The organism is Agromyces cucurbitae (assembly GCF_058349945.1).
Window position 1 is genome coordinate 52517 of record NZ_JBYRES010000003.1, and the last position, 23126, is coordinate 75642.

Annotated in this window: 19 protein-coding genes; 15 read left to right on the forward strand and 4 right to left on the reverse strand. The window is 73.1% G+C overall.

Annotated features, from left to right (window positions below):
• Positions 1-30 precede the first annotated feature (30 nt).
• On the forward strand, positions 31-1038 hold the full coding sequence (thiL, locus tag AC3RJ6_RS11465) for a thiamine-phosphate kinase (RefSeq protein ID WP_491427206.1): 1008 nt from the start codon (positions 31-33) through the stop codon (positions 1036-1038).
• On the opposite strand, the gene rsmD is transcribed toward thiL, so the two are convergent.
• Positions 1008-1601: a 16S rRNA (guanine(966)-N(2))-methyltransferase RsmD gene (gene rsmD, locus AC3RJ6_RS11470; RefSeq protein WP_491427207.1), complete on the reverse strand. Its 594-nt coding sequence runs from the start codon at positions 1599-1601 to the stop codon at positions 1008-1010. The two genes, thiL and rsmD, sit on opposite strands and share 31 nt — an antisense overlap.
• 105 nt (positions 1602-1706) lie before the next feature.
• Here rsmD and AC3RJ6_RS11475 point away from each other — a divergent pair, with 105 nt between their 5' ends.
• From AC3RJ6_RS11475 to mutM, 10 genes are all read left to right on the forward strand, one after another.
• On the forward strand, positions 1707-2537 hold the full coding sequence (locus AC3RJ6_RS11475) for a tetratricopeptide repeat protein (protein WP_491427208.1): 831 nt from the start codon (positions 1707-1709) through the stop codon (positions 2535-2537).
• A complete protein-coding gene (locus tag AC3RJ6_RS11480; protein WP_491427209.1) occupies positions 2534-4807 on the forward strand; it encodes an ATP-dependent DNA helicase RecG in 2274 nt (757 codons plus the stop codon). The genes AC3RJ6_RS11475 and AC3RJ6_RS11480 overlap by 4 nt, the downstream gene beginning before the upstream one ends.
• Positions 4808-4858: 51 nt before the next feature.
• On the forward strand, positions 4859-5350 hold the full coding sequence (coaD, locus tag AC3RJ6_RS11485) for a pantetheine-phosphate adenylyltransferase (protein WP_491427210.1): 492 nt from the start codon (positions 4859-4861) through the stop codon (positions 5348-5350).
• A complete protein-coding gene (locus AC3RJ6_RS11490) occupies positions 5347-6375 on the forward strand; it encodes an AAA family ATPase (protein WP_491427211.1) in 1029 nt (342 codons plus the stop codon). Before coaD ends, AC3RJ6_RS11490 begins: the two co-directional genes overlap by 4 nt.
• Position 6376: 1 nt before the next feature.
• Entirely contained in the window at positions 6377-7744 is a 1368-nt protein-coding gene (locus AC3RJ6_RS11495; RefSeq protein WP_491427212.1) for a DUF58 domain-containing protein, read from the forward strand.
• On the forward strand, positions 7731-10061 hold the full coding sequence (locus tag AC3RJ6_RS11500; protein ID WP_491427213.1) for a transglutaminase TgpA family protein: 2331 nt from the start codon (positions 7731-7733) through the stop codon (positions 10059-10061). The genes AC3RJ6_RS11495 and AC3RJ6_RS11500 overlap by 14 nt, the downstream gene beginning before the upstream one ends.
• 11 nt (positions 10062-10072) lie before the next feature.
• Positions 10073-10642 (forward strand): YceD family protein, encoded by a 570-nt coding sequence (locus tag AC3RJ6_RS11505; RefSeq protein ID WP_491427214.1) that lies wholly within the window; start codon positions 10073-10075, stop codon positions 10640-10642.
• A 2-nt stretch (positions 10643-10644) separates the two neighbouring features.
• On the forward strand, positions 10645-10848 hold the full coding sequence (rpmF, locus tag AC3RJ6_RS11510; protein WP_022887809.1) for a 50S ribosomal protein L32: 204 nt from the start codon (positions 10645-10647) through the stop codon (positions 10846-10848).
• Between the two features lie 76 nt (positions 10849-10924).
• Positions 10925-11590, forward strand: a complete 666-nt coding sequence (gene rnc / locus AC3RJ6_RS11515; RefSeq protein ID WP_491427795.1) for a ribonuclease III — start codon at positions 10925-10927, stop codon at positions 11588-11590.
• Position 11591: 1 nt separating this feature from the next.
• Positions 11592-12527, forward strand: a complete 936-nt coding sequence (mutM, locus tag AC3RJ6_RS11520) for a bifunctional DNA-formamidopyrimidine glycosylase/DNA-(apurinic or apyrimidinic site) lyase (RefSeq protein ID WP_491427215.1) — start codon at positions 11592-11594, stop codon at positions 12525-12527.
• Between the two features lie 12 nt (positions 12528-12539).
• On the opposite strand, the gene AC3RJ6_RS11525 is transcribed toward mutM, so the two are convergent.
• Positions 12540-13607 carry a GNAT family N-acetyltransferase gene (locus AC3RJ6_RS11525; protein WP_491427216.1) on the reverse strand — a complete coding sequence of 356 codons (1068 nt, stop codon included), beginning with the start codon at positions 13605-13607 and terminating at the stop codon, positions 12540-12542.
• Between the two features lie 173 nt (positions 13608-13780).
• Between AC3RJ6_RS11525 and smc the strand changes: the two genes are divergently transcribed.
• Positions 13781-17305, forward strand: a complete 3525-nt coding sequence (smc, locus tag AC3RJ6_RS11530; protein WP_491427217.1) for a chromosome segregation protein SMC — start codon at positions 13781-13783, stop codon at positions 17303-17305.
• An 18-nt stretch (positions 17306-17323) separates the two neighbouring features.
• On the opposite strand, the gene AC3RJ6_RS11535 is transcribed toward smc, so the two are convergent.
• The gene (locus tag AC3RJ6_RS11535; protein ID WP_491427218.1) at positions 17324-18985 is read right to left on the reverse strand and encodes an alpha-amylase family protein; all 1662 of its coding nucleotides are present in this window, start codon (positions 18983-18985) and stop codon (positions 17324-17326) included.
• On the reverse strand, positions 18982-19950 hold the full coding sequence (locus AC3RJ6_RS11540; RefSeq protein ID WP_491427219.1) for a TIGR03885 family FMN-dependent LLM class oxidoreductase: 969 nt from the start codon (positions 19948-19950) through the stop codon (positions 18982-18984). Before AC3RJ6_RS11540 ends, AC3RJ6_RS11535 begins: the two co-directional genes overlap by 4 nt.
• A 128-nt stretch (positions 19951-20078) precedes the next feature.
• On the opposite strand from AC3RJ6_RS11540, the gene ftsY reads away from it, so the two are divergent.
• The 3 genes from ftsY (at position 20079) to ffh (ending at position 23122) form a co-directional block, all read left to right on the forward strand.
• On the forward strand, positions 20079-20954 hold the full coding sequence (ftsY, locus tag AC3RJ6_RS11545) for a signal recognition particle-docking protein FtsY (RefSeq protein WP_491427220.1): 876 nt from the start codon (positions 20079-20081) through the stop codon (positions 20952-20954).
• A gap of 22 nt (positions 20955-20976) precedes the next feature.
• A complete protein-coding gene (locus AC3RJ6_RS11550) occupies positions 20977-21465 on the forward strand; it encodes a DUF2004 domain-containing protein (RefSeq protein WP_491427221.1) in 489 nt (162 codons plus the stop codon).
• A gap of 73 nt (positions 21466-21538) precedes the next feature.
• Positions 21539-23122: a signal recognition particle protein gene (ffh, locus tag AC3RJ6_RS11555; RefSeq protein ID WP_491427222.1), complete on the forward strand. Its 1584-nt coding sequence runs from the start codon at positions 21539-21541 to the stop codon at positions 23120-23122.
• Positions 23123-23126: the final 4 nt, after the last annotated feature.

Here is a 23126-nt window from a genome sequence, read left to right on the forward strand (position 1 = left end):
GCGCGATCGGTGCTCGTCTACGCTGGTCGGATGCCCCAACCGACCGGTTCCGCGACGCCCGACGACCGCTCGATCGGCGAACTGGGCGAGCAGGCGGTGCTCGCGAGGATCCTGCCCCGGCTCGAACCCGGCGACGCCGCGCTCCTCGGCGCCGGCGACGACGCGGCGCTCGTCGCCGCACCCGACGGCCGGTACGTCGTCACGTGCGACCTCATGGTGCACGGACCCGACTTCCGGCTGGCGTGGTCGACGCCGTTCGACCTCGGCTGGAAGGCCGCGGCGACGAACCTGACCGACGTCGCGGCGATGGGCGCGCGGCCGACGGCGCTCGTCGTCGCGATCGCCGCTCCCAACGACCTCGCCGTCGGCGTGCTCGAGGGCATCGCGGACGGCCTGCGCGAAGGGCTCGCCGCGCTCGCGCCCGGCTGCGGCGTCGTCGGCGGTGATCTCTCGGCGTCGTCGGTGCTCACGATCTCGGTGACGGCGTTCGGCGACCTCGAGGGGCGTTCGCCGGTCGTGCGTTCCGGCGCCGGGGTGGGCGACGTCGTCGCGCACGCCGGCGCGCGCGGCGACGCGGCGCGCGGCCTCGCCCTGCTCTTCGCCGAGGGGGTGGATGCCGCGGGCCGGCCCGACCCGGCGATCGCCGCCGCGCTCCGCGACCGCCACCCGGGGCCGGTCGGCGCGCAGCTCGCGCCGCGCCCACCGGTCTCGGCGGGCCGGGCTGCCGCGATCGCCGGCGCCACGGCGATGCTCGACGTCTCCGACGGGCTCGCCCGTGACGCCCGGCGGCTGGCCGAGGCGAGCCGGGTCGGCATCGACTTCGACGGGTCGGCGCTCGGCCCCGACGTTCGCGTCGCGCTCGCGGGTGCCGAAGACCACGGGCTCCTCGCGACCTTCCCCGCCGGCGCAGCGCTTCCCGAGCCCTTCGAGGCGATCGGCCGGGTCGTCGCAGACCCCGGTGCGATCCTCCTCGACGGTGAGCCGGTCGACGCCGCCGGGTGGGACCCCTACTCGGGCTGGGACGGCGCGGCGGGCTGAGCCGCGTCGGCCCACCACAGCGTCGTCTCGCCGTAGTCGCGCCGCCGCGACGGCTCGATGGCCGCCGGCCAGGTCGGCTCGGGAGAGCGGCTGCTGCGCTCGACGACGACGATGGCGCCGTCGGCCAGCAGCGGGGCGAGCAGCTCGAGGTCGTGGGCGAGCGCGCTCTCGGCGAGGTCGTACGGCGGGTCGATGAACACGAGGTCGAAGCCGGGCGCCGCGCCCTCGAGGTAGGCGGCCACGGCCCGCTGGACGACCCGGATCCGCGCGGCGACCGCGCCCCGACCGGCTCGCCGCACCGCGTCGGCGTTGCGGCGGCACACCTCGGCGGCCGGCGCGGAGCGTTCGACGAGCACGACCTCCGCGGCGTCGCGGCTCGCCGACTCGAGGCCGAGTGCGCCCGAGCCCGCGTACAGGTCGAGCACCCGGGCGCCGTCGAGCGCGTCCCGCGACTCGAGGGCCGAGAAGATGGCCTCGCGGACGCGATCGCTCGTCGGGCGGGTCCCCGAGCGGGGCACCTGCAATGCGAGCGAGCCGGCCGCCCCGGAGATGATGCGGGTCATGATTCCGGCAGCCTACCGGTGGCGGCCGCGAGGCGCCCGACGAGCACGGCCGGCGCGGCCGGGCAAGGGGGTGTCATGGCCGCACGGCACTGCCATGATGGAACCGTGCCTGCCCCGATTGATCAAGAGACCGGCTCGACCGACCGAGTGCCCGCCGATCCGTCCCGCCACCGAGGGGGCGAGCAGCAGCTCATCGACCGCCTCTGGGACTTCTCCGATCCCGAGGCGAGCGCCGAGCGCTTCCGCGCCGCCGCAGACGACGCGTCGGCTCCCGCCCACACCCGTGCCGTCATGACGACCCAGCTGGCCCGTGCGCTCGGCATCCTCGGCCGCACCGACGAGGCGCTCGCCGCGCTCGACGAGGTCGCCGGCCTCGAGCCGGTGCCCGGCGAGCCCGAGGCGTACGCCGCCGAGCTGCGGGCTCGCGTCGCCATCGAACGGGGCCGGCTCGCGGCATCCGATCACCGGCCGGCCGACGCGGTGCCCGAGCTCACCCGCGGCGTCCGCGAGGCGGCCGTGGCGGGCTCCCCGTTCCTCGTGCTCGACGCCCTGCACATGCTCGCCCTCAACGACGCGGGCCACGAAGAGGAGTGGGCCACCGAGGGCTTCGACGTGCTCGACGGCGCCCGCGACCCGCGCGTGCTGCGGTGGGGCATCGCCCTGCACAACAACCTCGGGTGGACCCTGCACGATGCCGGCCGCCTGACGGGCGCGCTCATGCAGTTCGAGCAGGCCGTCGAGGCCGCCGACGCGTACGGCACGGCCGAGCAGCGACACGTCGCGCGGTGGTCGGTCGCGAGGTGCCTGCGCAGCCTGGGCCGTCGTGACGAGGCGCTCGAACTGCAGCGGGCGCTCGCCGCAGAGCGCCCCGACGACCCCTACGTCAAGGCCGAGCTCGCGGCGTTGACGGAGGCGGAGCCTACGATCGAGGCATGACCGCCGCACGCGCCGAGCCCGGGGCCGGCGAGCCGATCGCCACGGTTCCACCCGGCAGCCTCACCCTCGACTCGAAGCTCTCGGGCGTGCTCGGCGGCCGAACGGCCAAGGCGGTCGAGCGCGCGTTCGGCTACGCGACCGTGGGCGAGATGCTCGCGCACTATCCGCGGCGCTACGCGCTGCGCGGCGAGCTCACGGCGCTCGCGTCGCTGCCGCTCGACGAGAACGTCACGATCGTCGCCGAGGTGCTCGAGGTGCGCGTGCGCGACATGCGGCAGCGGCGCGGGTCGATCGTCGAGGCGAAGATCTCCGACGGCACCGGCGTGCTCACGCTGACGTTCTTCAACCAGCGCTGGCGCGAGAACGACCTGCGTCCGGGCCGGCGCGGCATCTTCGCGGGCAAGGTCGGCGACTACAAGGGCAACCGGCAGCTCGCCCACCCCGATTACGAACTCTTCGACGACCTGGCGCCGGCCGCGGTCGGCGATGCGGCGGCGAAGCGCTGGGCCGAGTCGCCCATCCCGATCTACCCGGCGACGTCGACGATCGCGAGCTGGCAGCTCGCGAAGGCGATGGGCGTGCTGCTCGACGGCTTGGGCCCCGTCGACGACCCGTTGCCCGCGTCGACGCGGTCGGGGCGGGGGCTCCTCGGCCACCGCGACGCCCTCGAGCGCGTCCACCGGCCCGAGCACGAGTCGGAGTGGAAGGCGGCGCGCCGCACCCTCCGGTTCACCGAGGCGTTCGTGCTGCAGACCGCGCTCCTCGAGCGCCGTGCGGCGCTGCGCTCCACCCGGGCCCTCGCACGTCGCCCGGCCGCGGGCGGGCTGCTCGAGCGCTTCGACGCGGCCCTGCCGTTCACGCTCACGGGCGACCAGCAGCTCGTCGGGGCCGAGATCGCCCACGACCTGGGCGAGCCCGTGCCGATGAACCGGCTCGTGCAGGGCGAGGTCGGCTCGGGCAAGACGCTCGTGGCGCTGCGGGCGATGCTCGCGGTCGCCGACTCGGGCGGGCAGTCGGCGCTGCTCGCTCCGACCGAGGTGCTCGCGGCCCAGCACCTGCGCTCGATCGTGAAGATGCTCGGGCCCGAGCTCTCGGCCGAGCTGATCCCGACGCTCATCACGGGCCAGCTGCCGGCGGCCGAACGCAAGCGGGCGCTGCTGCGGGCGGCGGCCGGGCAGTCGCGCCTCGTCGTCGGCACCCATGCGCTCATCGGCGACCGCGTGTCGTTCGCCGACCTCGGGCTCGTCGTCGTCGACGAGCAGCACCGATTCGGCGTCGAGCAGCGCGAGGCGCTGCGACAGAAGGGCGCCGAGCCGCCGCACGTGCTCGTGCTCACCGCGACGCCCATCCCGCGCACGGTCGCGATGACCGTGTTCGGCGACCTCGACGTCTCGACCATCGCCGAGCTGCCCGCGGGGCGCGCCGGCATCGAGTCGCAGGTCGTGCCCCTTGCGATCCGCCCCGCCTGGCGCCCGCGCGTGTGGGAGCGGCTCGCCGAGGAGGTGGCGCTCGGGCGGCAGGGCTTCGTCGTATGCCCCGCGATCGAGGCGCGCATCCCCGAAGACGACGGCGAGCCGGTCGACACGGCATCGGGCGCGCAGCGCCCCGGCGGCGACGACGCCGATGCCGGCGGGCCCGAGCCCGAGGCATCCGGGCCGATCGCCTCGGTCGCGAGCGTGCTCGCCGAGCTGGCCGCGCACCCGCGGTTCGCCGACCTCAGGGTCGCGCCGCTGCACGGGCGCATGACCGCCGACGAGAAAGACCGGGTCATGCGGGCGTTCGCCGCCGGCGAGCTCGACGTGCTCGTCTCGACGACGGTGATCGAGGTCGGCGTCGACGTGCCGAACGCGAGCGTCATGGTCGTCGTCGACGCCGATCGCTTCGGGGTCTCGCAGCTGCACCAGCTCCGCGGCCGGGTCGGCCGCGGAGCGGTGCCCGGGCTGTGCCTGCTCGTCACGCAGGCGCCGCCGGGCTCGCTCGCCCTGCAGCGCGTCGAGGCCGTCGCCGCGACGCTCGACGGGTTCGAGCTCGCGCGGGTCGACCTCGAGCTCCGGCGCGAGGGCGACGTGCTCGGGGCGTCGCAGTCGGGCGGCCGCTCGTCGCTGAAGCTGCTGCGGGTCGTCCGCGACGGAGACCTCATCGCCGACGCTCGCGCCGAGGCCGAGCAGCTGCTCGAGGACGACCCGGGCCTCGCCGACCACCGCGCCCTCGCCGCGGCCGTCCGGCGCAGGCTCGACGACGAGGCGAGCGGCTACCTGAGCAAGGGCTGAGACTCTGGGCGCGACGCCGCAGCGCCCTGCGGAGACACTACGCTGGTGCGTATGCAGCGGATCGCCGTCGTTCCAGGATCGTTCGACCCCGTCACGCGCGGCCACCTCGACGTGATCGCCCGGGCCGCGGGGCTCTACGACGAGCTGCATGTCGTCGTGGTGCACAACCCCGACAAGTCGGCCCTGCTGCCGATCGCGCAGCGCGTCTCGCTCATCGAGCGCTCGATCGCCGACGCCGGCATCGAAGGGCGCATCGTCGTCGCCTCGTGGAGCATGGGCCTGCTCGTGGACTACTGCACCGACGTCGGCGCGACGGTGCTCGTCAAGGGCATCCGGTCGCAGGTCGACGTGGCCTACGAGACGCCCATGGCGATCGTGAACCGGCATCTCGCGGGCGTCGAGACGGTCTTCCTGCTGCCCGATCCGGCGAACGCCCACGTGTCCAGTTCGCTCGTGCGGCAGGTCGCGTCGCTCGGCGGCGACGTCGCCCCCTACGTGCCGACCGTCGTGGCCGACTACCTCGAGACGGCGATGACCCCATGAGCGAGGCGGTCGCGGTGTCGGGCGGGGCGGCCGCGGGGCGCCCCGAGACGATGGCCATCGACGAGGTCGGCGCCCTCGCCGCGGGCATCGTCGCCAACGTCGAGACCGTGATCGCCGGCAAGCGCGACGCCGTCACCGCCGCGCTCACGGTGCTGCTCGCCGAGGGGCACCTCCTCATCGAAGACGTGCCCGGCGTCGGCAAGACCATGCTCGCCAAGGCGCTCGCGCGCTCGGTCGACGCGACCATCAACCGCATCCAGTTCACGCCCGACCTGCTGCCGAGCGACGTGACGGGCGTCTCGGTCTTCGACCAGTCGAGCCGCCGGTTCGAGTTCAAGCGCGGTCCCGTGTTCGCGAACCTCGTCATCGGCGACGAGATCAACCGGGCGAGCCCGAAGACGCAGTCGGCGCTGCTCGAGTGCATGGAGGAGCGGCAGGTCACCGCCGACGGCACGACCTACCGACTCGATGCGCCGTTCACCGTCGTCGCGACGCAGAACCCCGTCGAGATGGAGGGCACGTACCCCTTGCCCGAGGCGCAGCGCGACCGATTCATGGCGCGCATCTCGATGGGCTACCCCGCCTCGGCCGACGAGCTCGCGATGCTCTCGACGCGCGAGACCTCGAGCCCGCTCGACGACCTCGACCCCGTGGTCTCGCTCGACGAGCTGCGCGCGATGATCGAGGCCGTGCAGCACGTCTTCACGTCGCAGCCCGTCAAGGAGTACGCGGTCGACCTCGCCCGTGCGACGCGCGACGACCGGCAGCTCCGCCTCGGGGCGAGCCCCCGCGCCACCCTGCAGCTCATCCGCGCCGCGAAGGCGCATGCCGCCATGCACGGGCGCGACTTCGTGCTGCCCGACGACGTCGACGCGCTCGCCGTGCCCGTGCTCGCCCACCGCCTCGTGCCGACGAGCCGGGCGCTCGGCGCCCACGACCGCGACGCCGGGCCGCTCATCGACGCCATCGTCCGACGCATCGTGGGGGAGACGCCGGTTCCGGTCGGCAGCGCACGAAGGAACTGAGATGAAGCGCCCGCGCCTGCTCCGAGCCACCGCATGGCCGCGGTTGACGAGGCGCGGCGGTGCGCTCCTCGTCGTCGGGCTCGTGCTGCTCGCGGTCTCGCTCTGGTTCGACCTGCGCGACATCATGCTGCTCGCGTTCGTCGGCATCGCGATGCCGGCGGTCGCCGCGCTCTTCGTCGCCGTACGCGCCCCGCGGCTCGGCGTCACCCGCACCTTCACGCCCCCGGTCGTGAGCGCGGGCTCCGGTGCGAGCGTCGCCATCACGGTGCGCAACCGCTCCCGGCGCACGTTCGACGGCGCGCACTGGCGCGATCGCGTGCCCGAGGGGCTCGACGCCCCCGCAGAGGCGGTGCTGCCCGCGATCGGCCCGTACGAGGGCGTGCTGCCCTCGGGCGACGACACCGTCCGGCTCGAGTACCGGCTCCGCCTGCCGCGGCGCGGGGTGTACGGTATCGGGCCCCTGCGCGTCGGCGTCTTCGACCCGTTCGCGCTCGCGCGGATCGATCGCGACGCGGGCACCCGCCACGAGGTCGTCGTCACGCCGCGGGTGACCCCGCTCGAGCGGGCGCTCGGTTCGGCGGCGAGCGTCGACGGCGTCCTGCACGGGTTGCAGCGCCGCACGCACCCCAATTCCGACGAACTGATCGCCCGCGAGTACCGGTACGGCGATCCGATGCGCCGCGTCAACTGGGCGGCGACCGCCCGACGGGGCGAGCTCATGGTGCGCGAGGAGGAGCAGCGCGGCGATCCCGAGGTGCGCATCCTCATCGACACGACGCTCGCCGGCCGGCCGCGCACCGGCGCGTTCGCCCACGCGGCCCCTGACCAGGCCCACGCCGGCTTCGAGCTCGGCATCGAGGTCGTCGCGTCGATCGGCGTGCACCTGCTCGAACGCGGGTTCCGCGTGCGCTGCGGCCCCGTCGCCGACCCGGCGCGGGGCTCCGTCGCCCCATCGGCCGCCTCCGGCGGCCCGTATCGCATGCCCGGCGGCGATCGCCTGCTCCTCGAGGACCTGGCGCGACTCGAGGTCGCGCGCCGCGACGATGCGACCGACCGGATGCCGCGCGGCGAGGGCGTCATCGGCGAGGTCCGCGCGCGCGACGCGCGGATGCCGGGCTTCGCGGTGCTCGTCGAACCCGACGAGCGCGACGCCGCGACGCTCGTCGGTCTGCGCCAGACGATCGAACCGGCGATCGCGTTCGTCGCCGAGACGGTGACCGCCCGCGTGGTCGACGCGCTCGAGGCGGCCGACTGGCGCGTCGTCCGGGTGCGTCGGCCCGCCGCGATCGGCGAGGCGTGGTCGGGCATCGCGGTGCGCGCCGAGCGCCGTGCGACGACGGGGGAGGCCGGGCGCGATGCATCCCGATGACCGCCCCCTCAGCCGGCCGCAGCGACTCGCGCTCACGGCCGCGTCGTTCCTGCTCGTCGCGGTCGCGTCGATGGCGCTCGGGCCGCTCATCGCGGGCAGTGCGTGGTGGTGGCTGTGCGCGTTCATCGCAGCCGGCACGATGTTCGGCGGTGCCGGCCTGCGTGCCCTGCGGGTGCCGGGCGTCCTCGTGCCCTTCGGCGAACTCGTCATCCTCCTCCTGCTCCTGACCCTCGTCTTCGCTGGGCCGACGAGCTTCGCACTCATCGTGCCGACCGCCGACACGTTCCCGCTGTTCGGCGATCTCCTCGACGGCGCGCAGCGTACGATCCAGCAGCAGGCGGTGCCCGCGATCGCGGTGCCGGCCCTCTCGTTCGTGCTCGCGCTCGGCGTCGGCGTGCTCGCGGTCTGCGTCGACGTGCTCGTGCAGACGGTGCGCATGCCCGCGCTCGCCGCCGCTCCGGCGCTCGTGCCGATCCTCATCCCCGGGTTCATCATCGAATCGGGTGCCGAGGTGCCTGCGCTCGTCTTCTCGGCTGCGGCGTACCTGCTGCTGCTGCGGGTCGATGTGCGGGTGCGGCGGCGGGCGAACCTCGCCGGGCGAAGCGACGACGAGCAGGCCGCCGTCGTCGTGCCTCCGGCGCGCACCCCGGTCGCCTCGGGACTCGTGACCACGCTCGGCCTCACGGCCGCGGGCATCCTCGTCGCCTCCGTGCTCGCCGCGTCGACGCCGAGCATCTCGACGAGCCTCCTCCTCGGCACCGGCTCGCAGGGCGCGATCTTCGGTCGCGGGGTGACGCCGTTCATCGACCTCGGCCGCGATCTCCGGCGCCCCGATCCGCGACCCGCGTTCCACTACTTCGCCCGCGACAACGACCGGCCGTACTTCACACTGCTCACGCTCGACCGGTTCGAGGGCGCCGCCTGGGGGGTCACCGAGACGCCCGTCGACGCCGACAACACGATCGACGCACTGCCGCTGCCCGACGGGCTCGACGACGACGTCGCGGTGCAGGAGCACCCGATCGAGATCGTGGTCGACGAGGTGCGCACGACGTGGCTGCCGCTGCCGTACCCGACTCGCAAGGTCGAGGGCCTCAACGGCTCCTGGTTCTGGGACCCGGGTGCCCTCACCGTGCGCAGCGTCGATGCCGACACGGGCGGGCAGCGGTACCGCGCGACGTGGCTCGAGCGCGAGCCGAAGCCGACGCAGCTGCGCTCGGCTCCCGTGTCGCGCAACCCCGAGCTCGAACGGTACCTCGCGCTCCCCGGCGACGTCCCGCCGGTCATCGCCGAGACCGCGGCGTCGGTCGCGGGCCGTGCCGCGACGCCGTACGACGCGGCCGTCGCCATCCAGGCGTTCCTCCGCTCCGACGAGTTCGAGTACTCGACCGAGGCGCCCGTCGAGGAGGGCTACGACGGCGGCGGATTCGACGTGATCGCGAAGTTCCTCGAGAACAAGTCGGGCTACTGCGTGCACTTCGCTTCGACGATGGCGGTGCTCGCGCGAGAGACGGGCATCCCGTCGCGCATCTCGATCGGCTACACCCAGGGCACCGCCACGCAGGAGCGCGTCGGCGGCGTGCAGCGGGTCGAGGTCGACTCGCACGACCTGCACGCGTGGCCCGAGCTCTACTTCGAGGGCGTCGGCTGGGTGCCCTTCGAACCGACGCCCGGTCGCGGGAGCGTGCCCGACTACTCGCGACCGAACGCCGGAGAGGTCGCCGAGACGCCGACGCCGACGCCGGGTGCATCGAGCGGGCCGGCGAGCGGTCGTCCGGAGCTCGACCCCGATCGCGGCCTCGGCGCCTCGGCCGGCGGCGGCGTCGGGGGCGACGGCTGGTGGCTTCGAGGCGGCGTCATCGTGCTGCTCGTGGCGGCCCTGCTGTGCGCCCCGGCCGCATCGCGCGCCGGGCAGCGGGCGGCGCGGCTGCGCCGCATCCGCCGCGGCGAACGACCGGCGGATGCCGCGTGGGACGAGCTGGTCGCGAGCGCTCGCGACCTCGGGGTGCGGGTCGATGCGACCGCCACGCCGCGTGCGGTCGCGGCGCGGCTCGCGGCACGCCCCGGATTCGGGCCGCCGGAGGCGTCGGCCGCCCTCGTCACGCTGCGGAACGCCGTCGAGCACGAACGTTACGGGCCCGCGCGACACGCCGACGAGGCATCCGTCGATCGCCTGCTCGACGCGCTGTCGGGCGCACGCGCCGCGCTCGCCGACGGCGAGCCGATGGCCGAGCGGTACCGCGCGGTGCTCGTGCCGCGCTCGCTGCTCGACCGGGTGCGCCCGTCGTTCGGCGAACGCCCGGCCGCCGGCGCGTAGAATCGTCGCTCGTGGCCATCAAGCAGTCCCCGTTCAGCGTGAACGTCCGCGATCTCCTCAACCGTCCCGGCGAGATGCGCGAAGCGCTCATCACCGTGCCCGCGCCCGAGCAGCTCGGCGAGGGCCTCGTCGCGGTCGCGGCCGGTTCGGAGCTCGAGCTCGACCTCCGGCTCGAGTCGGTGCACGAGGGAATCCTCGTGACGGCCGAGGTCGACGCGACCGCCGAGGGCGAGTGCGGGCGGTGCCTGACCGACATCGCCCTGCCCGTCCGAGTCGAGTTCCAAGAACTCTTCGGGTATCATGGCGGGGAAGCAATCGAGTATGAGGTTCAAGACGACCACGTGGATCTTGAACCACTCATCCGAGATGCGGTGGTGCTGGCACTGCCGTTCCAGCCGGTGTGCCGACCGGATTGCCCGGGTCTCGACCCTGAGACCGGGCTCCGACTGGCCGATCATCCGGAACTCGTCACCCCTGAGCACAGCGATCCTCGCTGGGCCGCGCTCGCGGGGTTCCAGGCTTCCGAAGACAACGGTCCGGATGCGTCGTCCGGCGCCGATCAGCAGAGAGAAGAGAGATAGTCATGGCTGTTCCCAAGCGGAAGAAGTCACGCGCCAACACCCACGCGCGCCGTTCGCAGTGGAAGGCCGAGGTCCCCACGCTCGTCAAGACCGTCGAGAACGGCAAGGTCACCTACAGCCTCCCGCACCGCGCCAAGGTCGTCGAGGACTCGGCGGGCACCCCGCTCTTCCTCGAGTACAAGGGCCGCAAGGTCGCCGACGTCTAGTCGGCCGAAGACGCACCGACGACCGGTCGTGACGCGAACGGAACGCAGGGCCAGCGAGGAACGCACGCTCGATGACCTGCAGCAGACGCTGCAGATCGAGATCGATCCCGCCCTCCTGCTCCTCGCGCTCACGCACCGGTCGTTCGCGTACGAGAACGGCGGCATCCCGACCAACGAGCGCCTCGAGTTCCTCGGCGACTCGATCCTCGGCCAGGCGGTCACCGTCAAGCTCTTCCGAGACCATCCCGACCTCGACGAGGGCGAACTCGCGAAGCGGCGCGCCAGCCTCGTCTCGAGCGTCGCGCTGGCCGAGGTCGGCCGCGCGATCGGCGTCGGGCGGTACATCCGCCTCGGTCGCGGTGAGACGCTCACGGGCGGCGCCGACAAGCCGTCGATCCTCGCCGACACCGTCGAGGCGATCATCGGCGCGGTCTACCTCGACGCCGGCGGCGAGGTCGCGACCGACCTCGTGCTGCGGCTCATCACGCCGCTCATGCAAGACCCCGAGCGGTTCGGTGCCGCGATGGACCCGAAGACGAGCCTGCAGGAGATCGCGGCGCGTCGCAGCGCTCCCGCGCCGTCGTACTCGGTGGCCGAGTCGGGCCCCGACCACAACAAGCACTTCGTCGCGACCGTGACGGTCGGCGACCTCGTCGAGGCGTCGGGCGAGGGCTCGAGCAAGAAGCAGGCCGAGATGGCCGCCGCGCTCGAGGCCTGGACCCTCCTCAACGCCGCGGGCTGACGTGCCCGAACTCCCCGAGGTCGAGGTCGTCCGCTCAGGGCTCGCGCCCGCGGTGACCGGCGCGGTCATCTCCGGCGTCGACGTCCTCGACCGGCGATCGCTCAAGCGCCACGACCCGACGATCGGCGACTTCGAACGCCTGCTCACGGGCGCCCGGGTGGCGGCGGCCGTGCGTCGCGGCAAGTTCCTGTGGCTGCCGCTCGACGGCGCCGGTGAGCGCGCGATCGTCGGCCACCTGGGCATGAGCGGGCAGCTGCTGCTCCGCACGCCCGACCATCCCGGCGACGACCGGCACGCGCGCGTGCGCCTGCACGTCGACCATCCCGAGCACGGCGAGCTGCGGGTCGACTTCGTCGACCAGCGCATCTTCGGCTCGCTCGCGGTCGACCGCCTGCTGCCGACGGCCGACGGCGAGGTCGCGGGCTTCTCGGCCTCGGTCACGGGGGAGTGGGCGCGCAGCATCCCGAGCCAGGTCGCCCACATCGCTCGCGACCCGCTCGATCCCGCCTTCTCCGACGCGACGTTCGCGGCGCAGCTCGCGCGACGGGGCACGGGCATCAAGCGGGTCCTTCTCGATCAGGGCGTCGTGAGCGGCATCGGCAACATCTACGCCGACGAGACGCTGTGGGCGGTTCGCCTGCATCCCGATCAGCCGGCGGCGTCGCTCGGCCGGCGCCGTGCGAACGAGCTGCTCGCGGCCGTGCGCGACGTGCTCGGCCGCGCGCTCGTCGAGGGCGGCACGAGCTTCGACGCGCAGTACGTCAACGTGAACGGCGCGTCGGGCTACTTCGCGCACTCGCTCAACGCCTACGGGCAGACGGGCGAGCCGTGCTCGCGGTGCGGCACGCCGATCGTGCGGGCGCCCTTCATGAACCGGTCGAGTCACTTCTGCCCGAGGTGCCAGCGGCTGCGGCGACCGGCGACGTCGTCGGGCTGACCGCCCGCCACGTCACCCGCGCTGCCACTCCGCGGAGAGGCCGCGCACCTCGAAGCCGAGCGCGACGTTGATCGCGAGCATGTGCTCGTTCTCGTCGGCGTTCCAGGTGAACACCTCGGTGCGCTCGGGCGCGAGCTCGGCGAGTCGCACGAGGTTCGCGAGCTTCATCCGCAGGCCGAGCCCGTGCCCGCGATGGGCGGCGACGACGAGCGTGTCGGACTGGTAGGCGACGGTCTTGCCGGGCGGCAGCTCGAGCTCGGTGTAGCCGGCGACCGAACCGTCGGCGGCGATCGCGGCCTGCACGAGCAGCGACCGTCCGCCGTCGAGCGCGCGGTCCTCGTGGGCGCGCACGCGCGCGGCATCCCAGCGTTCCTCGTCGATCGTGAGGCCGCCGGCCGGCACGTCGAGCACCATCCTGGCCCGCGCCGCCGCATAGCCGTCGACGAGCTCGTCGGGTGCGCGGTCGACCCAGCCGACGAGCCGATGGCCGGATGCCTCGGACTCGCGCTCCTCGGATGCGGCGCGGAACTCGTCGAGGCGGCCCGCGACGGTCAGGCCGCTCTGCCGTTCGAGCTGGCGCAGGGTGTAGCCGTGCCGCATGGCGAAGCGCGCCGCGGGCAGGCCGGCGGGGATCGAGGCATCGCCCTGCGGCGCGTGCAGGCGCTCACCGGCGCCCTCGGCCGCCGCGATCGGCAGGTCCACGAACATGCCGAACACGTCGCGACCGAGATCGTGGATCACGCCTTCGGCGCGCTCGAGGAGCGCCGAGCCGATGCCGGCCCGACGCTGATCTGACGCGACCTCGACCACGATGTCGCCCCGCACGGCGGCGGGATCGGCCTCCCACCACACGGTCGCGCGGCCCACGCAGCGTTCGCCGCTCCACGCGGCGAAGACCCGCCGCGGCAGGTACTCGTCGCGGTACATCGCGAGCAGCTCCGTCGCCGTGTAGGCGAGGCGGTCGTCGCCCCACCGCTCGATCTCGCACGCGGTCGCGAGGTCGACGACGCGCTCGAACTCGACCGACTCGGGCGTGCCGAGTGCGACGGGGATCGTCACGGGGCGGATCTCGACGGACACGTGACGGCTCCTCTGCTCGCACTGCTGCCGGGCACGGGCAGCCGATCAGAATATCGAGACCGCCCACGGGCGGCAATACCCCGATCCCCGAAGCGCGGCGCGCGTGCGCGGCTCGGCCCTGAACCTCGGCTACCGTAGTCCGCAGCGTTCTCGCGAGCAGGAGAGGGTGGGACGTGTACCTGAAGAGCCTGACGCTCAAGGGCTTCAAGTCCTTCGCGCAGCCGACGACCTTCGCCTTCGAACCCGGCGTCACGTGCATCGTCGGACCGAACGGCTCGGGCAAGTCGAACGTCGTCGACGCGCTCGCGTGGGTCATGGGCGAGCAGGGTGCGAAGACCCTCCGCGGCGGCAAGATGGAGGACGTCATCTTCGCGGGCACGTCGACGCGCGGCCCGCTCGGTCGCGCCGAAGTGAGCCTCACCATCGACAACACCGACGGCGCGCTGCCGATCGAGTACACCGAGGTCACGATCTCGCGAACGCTCTTCCGCAACGGCACGAGCGAGTACGCCATCAACGGCGACCAGTGCCGACTGCTCGACGTGCAGGAGCTGCTCAGCGACTCGGGACTCGGCCGTGAGATGCACGTCATCGTCGGGCAGGGCCAGCTCGACCAGGTGCTGCGCGCGACGCCCGAGGACCGGCGCGGCTTCATCGAGGAGGCCGCCGGCATCCTCAAGCACCGCCGGCGCAAGGAGAAGACCCTCCGCAAGCTCGACGCGATGCAGACGAACCTCACCAGGCTCTCCGACCTCGCCGGCGAGATCCGTCGGCAGCTGAAGCCGCTGGGGCGGCAGGCGGAGGTCGCGCGCGAGGCCGCCACGATCGCCGCCGTCGTGCGCGACGCGAAGGCGCGCCTGCTCGCCGACGAGGTCGTCGGCCTCCGTCGTGCGCTCGAGGAGCACGGCAGGAGCGAGCACGAGCGGCACGCCGAGCGGCTCGTGCTCCAGGAACGCCTCGAACAGCACCAGCTGAAGGTGACCGCACTCGAGCAGGCGCAGGGCGGCGACGACGTCGACCGCGCCCGTTCGACGAGCTTCGCGCTCGAGCAGGCCCAGGCCAGGCTCCGGTCGCTCGACTCGCTCGCCCGCCAGCGCATCGCCCTCCTCGAGGGGGCGTCCGACGAGACGGATGCCGCGCCGAGCGTCACCCGCGAGATGATCGACGCCGCCGTCGCCGAGCTCGAGGGCCTCCGCGACGGCATCGGCGCCGCGGCATCCGCGCTCGACGAAGCGCACGAGGCGACCATGCGCACGCGAGCCGAGCTCGACGCCGTCGACCAGGAGATCGCCCGGCAGTCCGCACAGGTGTCGGCCTACGACCTCGAGCTCTCGAAGCTGTCGGGCCAGGCCGACTCGGCCGCTTCGAAGCTCGCCGCCGTGCGCGGCGAGGTGCTCCGCCACGCGAACGCCCTCGAGGCGTCGGCGGGTCGCCGTGCGACCGCGGCCGCCGCGCTCGTCGAGGCCGAGGCGGCCGCCGACATCGAGGAGTCGGCCGAGACCGACCTCGACGAGGCGTACGAGCTCGCGCAGGCCGCCGTCTTCGAGGCCGAAGCCGAGATCGAGCGCATCCGCGAGGAGCTGCACGGCCGCGAACGCGAGCAGGGCGCGCTCGGCGCCCGCACGCAGGCGCTCTCGCTCGCGCTCGACCAGAAGGACGGCTCGGCGGCCCTCGTGGCCGCCGGCGTCGCCGGGGTGCGGGGCCTCCTCGCGGAGTCGATGCAGGTCGAGCCCGGGTACGAGGCCGCGATCGCCGCGGCGCTCGGCTCGCTCGCCGACGCCGTGCTCGTCGACGACCGCGATGCCGCGTACCGCGCACTCGACCGCGCCGAGCAGGGCGAGCTGGGCCGGGTCGCGCTCGCCGTCGCCGAGCCCGGTGGTGGCGACGCCGCGGCCGGTGGGGCCGCGATCGACGGACTCCGCCCCGCGGCATCCGTGGTCACCGCACCCGCGGGCGTGCGCGGCCTCCTCGCCGAGGTGCTCGTCGCCGACGACCTCGCGGCTGCGCGCGCCGCGGAGCCCGCCCTCGCCGCACTCGACCGCCCCGTCACCGTCATCACCCGCGACGGCACCGTCATCGGCCGGTTCGTCGTGCGCGGCGGCTCGGGCCGCACGCAGAGCCGCATCGAGCTCATCGCCGAGCGCGATCGCGCCGCGGCGCGGCTCGAGGAGGTGCGCGGCGAGATCGAGCGCAGCCGCGCCGAGCTCGGCGAGCAGCGGCAGCTCGTCGAGCAGTCGAAGGAGCAGTCGAAGCGCGCCCTCGCGGCACTCCGCGAGTTCGACGCCCAGCTCGCCCAGCGCACCGAGCGCCTCAATCGCGCGCGGGTGCAGGCGGAGGCCGCCGAGGCGGAGTCCGAGCGACTGCAGCAGGCCGCCGCGAACGCCGAGGAGCGGGTCGCCGAGGCCGAGCGCGCCGCCGACGAGGCGAAGGCCGCACTCGAGGCCGCCCGCGCGGTGCCGCGCCCGGTGCTCGACGTCGCCGTGCGCGACGGCGCGCTCGCCGCGGTCGAGGCGGCCCGCGAGGCGGAGGTCGAGGCGAAGCTCAAGCTCGAGACCGCGAAGGAGCGGGTGCGCGCCGAGGAGGCGCGGATCCGCGCGATGGAGACGCAGTTCGACCAGGAGCGGCGCGCGGCCGAGGAGGCGGCGCGTCGCGCCGTGATCCGGCGCGCGCAGCTCGCCGCGGCGCGTCGCGTCGCGACGGCGCTGCCGCCCGCGCTCGCGTCGGTCGACGCGTCGGTCGCCGAGGCGCGCGTCGCGCTCGGCCGGGCGGAGGCCGAGCGGGCGAGCCGCAACGAGGAGCTCCAGGCGGTGCGGCGCGAGGAGGCAGCCGTGCGCGAGCGGCTGCAGTCGGTCACGGAGGACGTGCACGGGCTCGAGCTGCGCATCTACGAGAAGAAGCTGCACGTCACGGGCCTCGTCGAGCGGGCCGAGTCGGAGCTCGGCCTCGACGAGACGGTGCTGATCGCCGAGTACGGCCCCGAGCAGCCCGTGCCGGCCGAGACGGAGGACGGCGAGGCCGTGCCCTTCCGCCGTGAGGAGCAGCAGCGGCGGCTCGCCGCCGCGGAGCGCAAGTACACCCAGCTCGGCCGGGTCAACCCGCTCGCCCTCGAGGAGTTCGCCGCGCTCGAGCAGCGCCACCAGTTCCTCAGCGAACAGCTCACCGACCTCGCGAACACCCGCAAGGACCTGCTGACGATCATCGAGGAGATCGACGGCAAGATGGAGGCGATCTTCCGCAGCGCCTTCGACGACACGCAGGCCGCGTTCGCCGAGGTGTTCCCCGTGCTCTTCCCCGGCGGCAGCGGCAGCATCTCGCTCACGAACCCCGACGACATGCTCACGACGGGCATCGAGGTGAGCGTGAAGCCCGCGGGCAAGAAGATCGAGCGGCTCTCGCTGCTCTCGGGCGGCGAGCGCTCGCTCGCGGCCGTCGCGCTGCTCATGGCGATCTTCAAGGCCCGCCCGAGCCCGTTCTACATCATGGACGAGGTCGAGGCGGCGCTCGACGACGCCAACCTCGGGCGACTGCTCACGACGTTCGAGAGCCTGCGCGACGCCAGCCAGCTCATCGTCATCACCCACCAGAAGCGCACCATGGAGATCGCCGACGCCCTCTACGGCGTCTCGATGCGCCAGGACGGTGTCTCGGCGGTCGTCGGCCAGCGCGTGCGCGAGGAGCGCGAGGCGCAGGCGAGCTGAGCCGAGGCCGGGGCGGTCTCAGGTCAGCCGGCGATCGTCGGTCTCGACGATGCGGAACCACCGATACCCGTAGGCGTCGAGGTGCACATCGATGCGCCCCCGCTCGTCGAGCGGGTAGGTGTCGGGCGCGAACAGGTCGGAGAGCACGGTGTCGGGCGCGACCGGGCCGAGTTCCAGCGGGACGAGCGCCGGAACGGACGAGAAGTTGTGCACGGCGATGAAGCGCCCCACGTCGGCGGTGATCCGGTGCGCGAGCACTCCGTCGTGCCCGGCCGGCAGCACGTCGAGCTCGCCCCACCCGATCTCGGGCGAGCTGCGGTACCGGGTGGCGAGCCGCTTGATGAACGAGAGCAGCGAGTCGGGGTCGTGCATCTGCGCCTCGACGTTCACGTGCTCGGGGGCATAGCCGTCGCTCGGTGGCCGGGCCACGAGGCGCGACGGCCGGGCCCGCGAGAATCCGCCGTTCCGCTCGTCGGTCCATTGCATCGGGGTCCGCACCGCCAGCCGGCCGGCCTGCTCGCCGTTCTCGCCCATGCCGATCTCCTCGCCGTAGAAGAGCACCGGGGTGCCGGGGAGCGAGAAGAGCAGGCTGTAGACGAGCTTGACCCGGCGCGGGTCTCCGTCGAGCATGGTCGGCAGCCGGCGCACGATCCCGCGATCGTAGACGCGCATCCAGTCCTCGGGGGCGAACGCGTCGAAGACCTCCTCGCGCTCCGCCTCGGAGAGCTTGTCGAGCGTGAGCTCGTCATGGTTGCGCACGAAGTTGGCCCACTGCGCCTCGGGCTCGAGCGTGGGGCGTTTCGACAGCGCCTCGGCGAGCGGGCGGGCGTCTTCGCGGGCGAGCGAGAGGTAGAGCGCCTGCATGCCGAGGAAGTCGAACTGCATCGTGAGCTCGGCGGCCTCGCCGACCGTGCCGAAGTACTCGAGCTGCTCGGCGTACGGGAGGTTCACCTCGCCGAGCAGCACCGCCTCGCTCGAACGGCGCTGCAGGAACCGGCGGAGGTCGCGGAGGAACTCGTGCGGGTCGCCGATGTCGACGCCCTCGGGCGGTTGGATGAGGAACGGCACCGCATCGACCCGGAACCCCGAGATGCCGAGCTCCAGCCAGAAGCCGAGCGTGCGCGCGATCTCATCGCGGACGGCCGGGTTCGCGATGTTGAGGTCGGGCTGGTGCCGGTAGAAGCTGTGCAGGTAGTACTGCCCGGTGCGCTCGTCGAGTTCCCAGACCGACCGTTCCTCGCCGGGGAAGACGGTGTTCGCCTGTTTCGGCGGGTCGTCGCGCCACACGTACCAGTCGCGGAACGGCGAAGTGCGGCTGCGCCTGGCGGAGGTGAACCAGGGATGCCGCTCCGAGGTGTGGTTCATGACGAAGTCGATGATCACGCGCATGCCGCGGTCGCGGGCCGTGCGCGTGAACTCGGCCACGTCGCCGAGCGACCCCAGACGCGGGTCGACGCCGAGGAAGTCGGTGATGTCGTAGCCGTCGTCGCGGTCGGGCGTCGGCTGGAAGGGCATGAGCCAGATGCACGTGACACCGAGCTCGGCCAGATGGTCGAGCCGGTGGGCGAGCCCCTCGAAGTCGCCCGAGCCGTCGTCGTTCCAGTCCATGTAGGTCTCGACGTCGAGGCAGTAGACCACGGCGGTCTTCCACCAGAGGTCGCCGCGATCGGTGATCTTCATCGATCCGCCCCCTGCAGCATCGGCACGACGTGCTCGCCGAACGCGTCGATGAACGAACCCTGCTCGGTGCCCACGTGGTGCAGGTAGATCCGGTCGACGCCGAGCTCGGCGATGCCCGCCAGGTGGTCGAGGTGGCGCGATGGGTCGGCGGAGACGAGCAGCGTCTCGGCCACGTCGTCGGCGGTGGCGTCGGCGGTTCGGGCATCGAAGTCCTCGGGCCGGTCGAGCTCCCACGAGAGGTGGGCGGGCACGAGCCCCTGGCGCCACTGCTCGTGGGCGATCGCCCGCGCCTCGTCGTCCGTGCGCGCCCAGCTCAGGTGCACCTGCACGGCGACCGGTCCGCGTCCGCCGGCCCCGCGGTAGGCGTCGATGAACGCGCGGAGCGCGTCGCGGGGCTGGTCGACCGTGATGACGCCCTCGGCCCAGCTCGCGGCCGCGCGGGCGGTCTCGGCGCTCACCGCGGCGGCCAGGAGCGGCGCCGGCACGTCGGGGAGGCTCCACACGCGTGCGCGATCGACGCTGATCAGGCCGTCGGCCGTCACCTCCTCGCCGGCGAGCAGTCGGCGCATGACCCCCACGGTCTCGACGAGCCGTGCGTCGCGCACGTCCTTCGGCGGCCAGGCGTCGCCGGTGACGTGCTCGTTGATCGCCTCGCCGCTCCCGAGCGCCGCCCAGAACCGGCCCGGGTACATCTCGGCGAGCGTGGCGATCCGCTGCGCCGCGACGGCCGGGTGGTAGCGCTGCCCGGGGGCGGTGACGACGCCGATCGAGAACCGGGTGGCCTCGAGCGCCGCGCCGAGCCAGCTCCAGGCGTATCCGGAATGGCCCTGCCGGACGCTCCAGGGAGCGAGGTGGTCGCTGCACATGGCCGCCTCGAACCCCGCCTGCTCGGCGCGCACGACGGCTTCGAGCAGGCGGCCGGGCGGCAGTTGCTCGTGCGAGGCGTGGAAGCCCACGATCGTCATCGGCACTCCTCTCCGGTCCCTCCGAGAATCCTGCGGGCGCCGGCGGCGGGCAACCCCCTTGCACCGGTCGCGGGCGGCGGGTATCGGGTCGGCGCAGCGGCGTGGCATCCGCCCCGTAGGCTTGAGACATGGCAGAACGCGCTTCATGGTCGCTCGGCAACGCCCTGCGTGGCATCTTCGGGGCGAAGACGATCGACGAGGACACGTGGGACGACCTCGAGGCTGCGCTCATCACGGCCGACTTCGGCCCGGCCGTCACCGAGGAGATCGTCGACCAGATCAAGGCGCAGGTCGAGCGGTACAAGACGACCGATCCGAAGGACGTGCAGCGCATGCTGCGCGAGATCGTCGAGGAGCGGCTGTCGAAGTACGACCCCACGCTGAAGCTCACCGAGCGGCCGGCGGTCGTGCTCGTGGTCGGCGTCAACGGCGTCGGCAAGACGACGACGATCGGCAAGTTCGCCCGCTTCCTGCGCACCTACGACCGCTCGGTCGTGGTCGGCGCCGCCGACACGTTCCGCGCCGCGGCGGTCGACCAGCTCGCGACCTGGGCCGACCGCGCGGGCGTCGGCATCGTGCGACCCGAGCGCGAGGGGCAGGATCCGGCGTCGGTCGCGTTCCAGACCGTCGACAAGGCCAAGCAGGACGGCACCGAGATCGTCATCATCGACACCGCCGGGCGCCTGCACACCAAGGGCGGGCTCATGGACGAGCTCGGCAAGATCAAGCGCGTCGTCGAGAAGCAGGCGCCCATCAGCGAGGTGCTGCTCGTGCTCGACGCGACGACGGGGCAGAACGGGCTCGCGCAGGCGGAGGCCTTCATCGAGCACGGGGGAGTGACGGGGCTCGTGCTCACGAAGCTCGACGGCTCGGCCAAGGGCGGCTTCGTGCTCGCCGTGCAGGAGAAGACCGGCCTGCCCATCAAGCTCATCGGGCAGGGCGAGGGCATCGGCGACCTCACGGGCTTCACGCCGCACGTGTTCGCCCAGAAGCTCGTCGGATAGCAGGGACTCGGGAGGGGAGACCATGTCGATCGAACACGACTACTTCGGACTCGTCGGCGACTACTGGTCGGAGACGTTCGAGTACGCCGACCAGCGCGTCGAGGTCGTGCTCGACGCCGACGCCGACCTCGTCTCGATCGCGGCGCTCGACGTCGCGTCGACGATGGTCGGCGAGCTCGAGCTCATCGACGACGAGCTGCGCCAGGCGTTCGTGAGCCAGCTCGACACGAAGGGCTCGCCGATCGTGCGCTACCTCGACACGGTGCTCGACCCCGAGCTCGAGCAGGCCGACGACGTCGAGGCCGCGATCGGCCGCGAGTCGGGCGACCGCCAGGTCGACGCACTGCGCTCGATGAGCCTCGTGCGGGTCGACCTGCGCCCCGACGCCGACGAGCCGGGCGACGCGTTCGCCGAGTTCGAGTACGCGCTCGCCCCCGACGACACCGACGAGCGCCTCATCGCCGCGATCGACCTCGAGCGCGAGATCGTCGACGTGCGATTCGAGGGCTGAACGCCGGGTCGGCGGGCGGGCTCGGGCCCGCGCAGCGGGGAGGCATCCGGACTCGCCTAGAATCGAAGGCACCATGGCTACCTTCGGAAACCTGTCTGACCGCCTCGCCGAGACCTTCAAGAACCTCCGCACCAAGGGCAAGCTCTCCGCGTCCGACGTCGACGGCACCGTCCGCGAGATCCGTCGCGCGCTGCTCGACGCCGACGTCTCGCTCGACGTGGTCAAGCAGTTCACCGCGCACGTGCGCGAGCGCGCCCTCGGCGACGAGGTCAACAAGGCGCTGAACCCGGCCCAGCAGGTCGTGCAGATCGTCAACGAAGAGCTCGTCGCGATCCTCGGCGGCCAGCAGCGACGCCTGCAGTTCGCGAAGAACCCGCCGACGGTCATCATGCTCGCGGGCCTCCAGGGCGCCGGCAAGACGACGCTCGCGGGCAAGCTCGCGAAGCACCTCGCGAAAGAGGGGCACACGCCGCTGCTCGTCGCGAGCGACCTGCAGCGCCCGAACGCCGTGAACCAGCTCCAGGTGGTCGGTTCGCAGGCCGGTGTTCCCGTGTACGCGCCCGAGCCGGGCAACGGCGTCGGCGACCCGGTGAAGGTCGCGAAAGACGGAGTCGCCGAGGCCCGTCGCGCCCAGCACGACGTCGTCATCATCGACACCGCCGGCCGCCTCGGCGTCGACGCCGAGATGATGAAGCAGGCGTCGAACATCCGCAAGGCGACCGACCCCGACGAGGTGCTCTTCGTCATCGACGCGATGATCGGCCAGGACGCGGTCGCCACGGCGAAGGCCTTCCAGGAGGGCGTGGACTTCACGGGCGTCGTGCTCTCGAAGCTCGACGGCGACGCGCGCGGCGGCGCCGCGCTCTCGGTCGCCTCGGTGACGGGCCGCCCGATCATCTTCGCGTCGACGGGCGAGGGGCTCGACGACTTCGAGCCGTTCCACCCCGACCGCATGGCGAGCCGCATCCTCGACCTCGGCGACATCCTCACCCTCATCGAGCAGGCCCAGCAGGCCTTCGACGAAGAGGAGGCGCTCAAGGTCGCCGAGAAGCTCGCGAAGGAGCAGTTCACCCTCGACGACTTCCTCGCGCAGATGCAGCAACTGCGCGGCGCCGGGTCGATCAAGAAGATGCTCGGCATGCTGCCGGGTGCGGGCGGCATGAAGCAGCAGCTCGAGAACTTCGACGAGCGCGAGATCGTGCGCACCGAGGCGATCATCCAGTCGATGACCCCGGCCGAGCGCAAGAACACGAAGCTGCTCAACGGCTCGCGTCGACTGCGCATCGCGAAGGGCTCGGGCATGACGGTCACCGACGTCAACCAGCTCGTGCAGCGCTTCGAGCAGGCGGCGAAGATGATGAAGACCGTCGCGCGCGGCGGCGTGCCCCAGATCCCCGGCGTGGGCCCGATCCCGGGCGCCGGCGGCTACGGCGGCGGCAAGCGCCAGGCGGCCAAGAACAAGAAGAAGTCGGGCGGCTCGCGCTCGGGCAACCCCGCCAAGCGCGCGGCCGAGAACGCGGCGATCGCCTCGGGCGTCACGCCCGCGGGCCAGGGCGGCGCACCGACCGGATCGGGCTTCGGGCTCGGCGGCGCCAAGCAGGGCCAGCCGAGCGAGCAGGACCTCGCGGCGATGCAGAAGCTCCTCGGCGGCCGCTGACGCC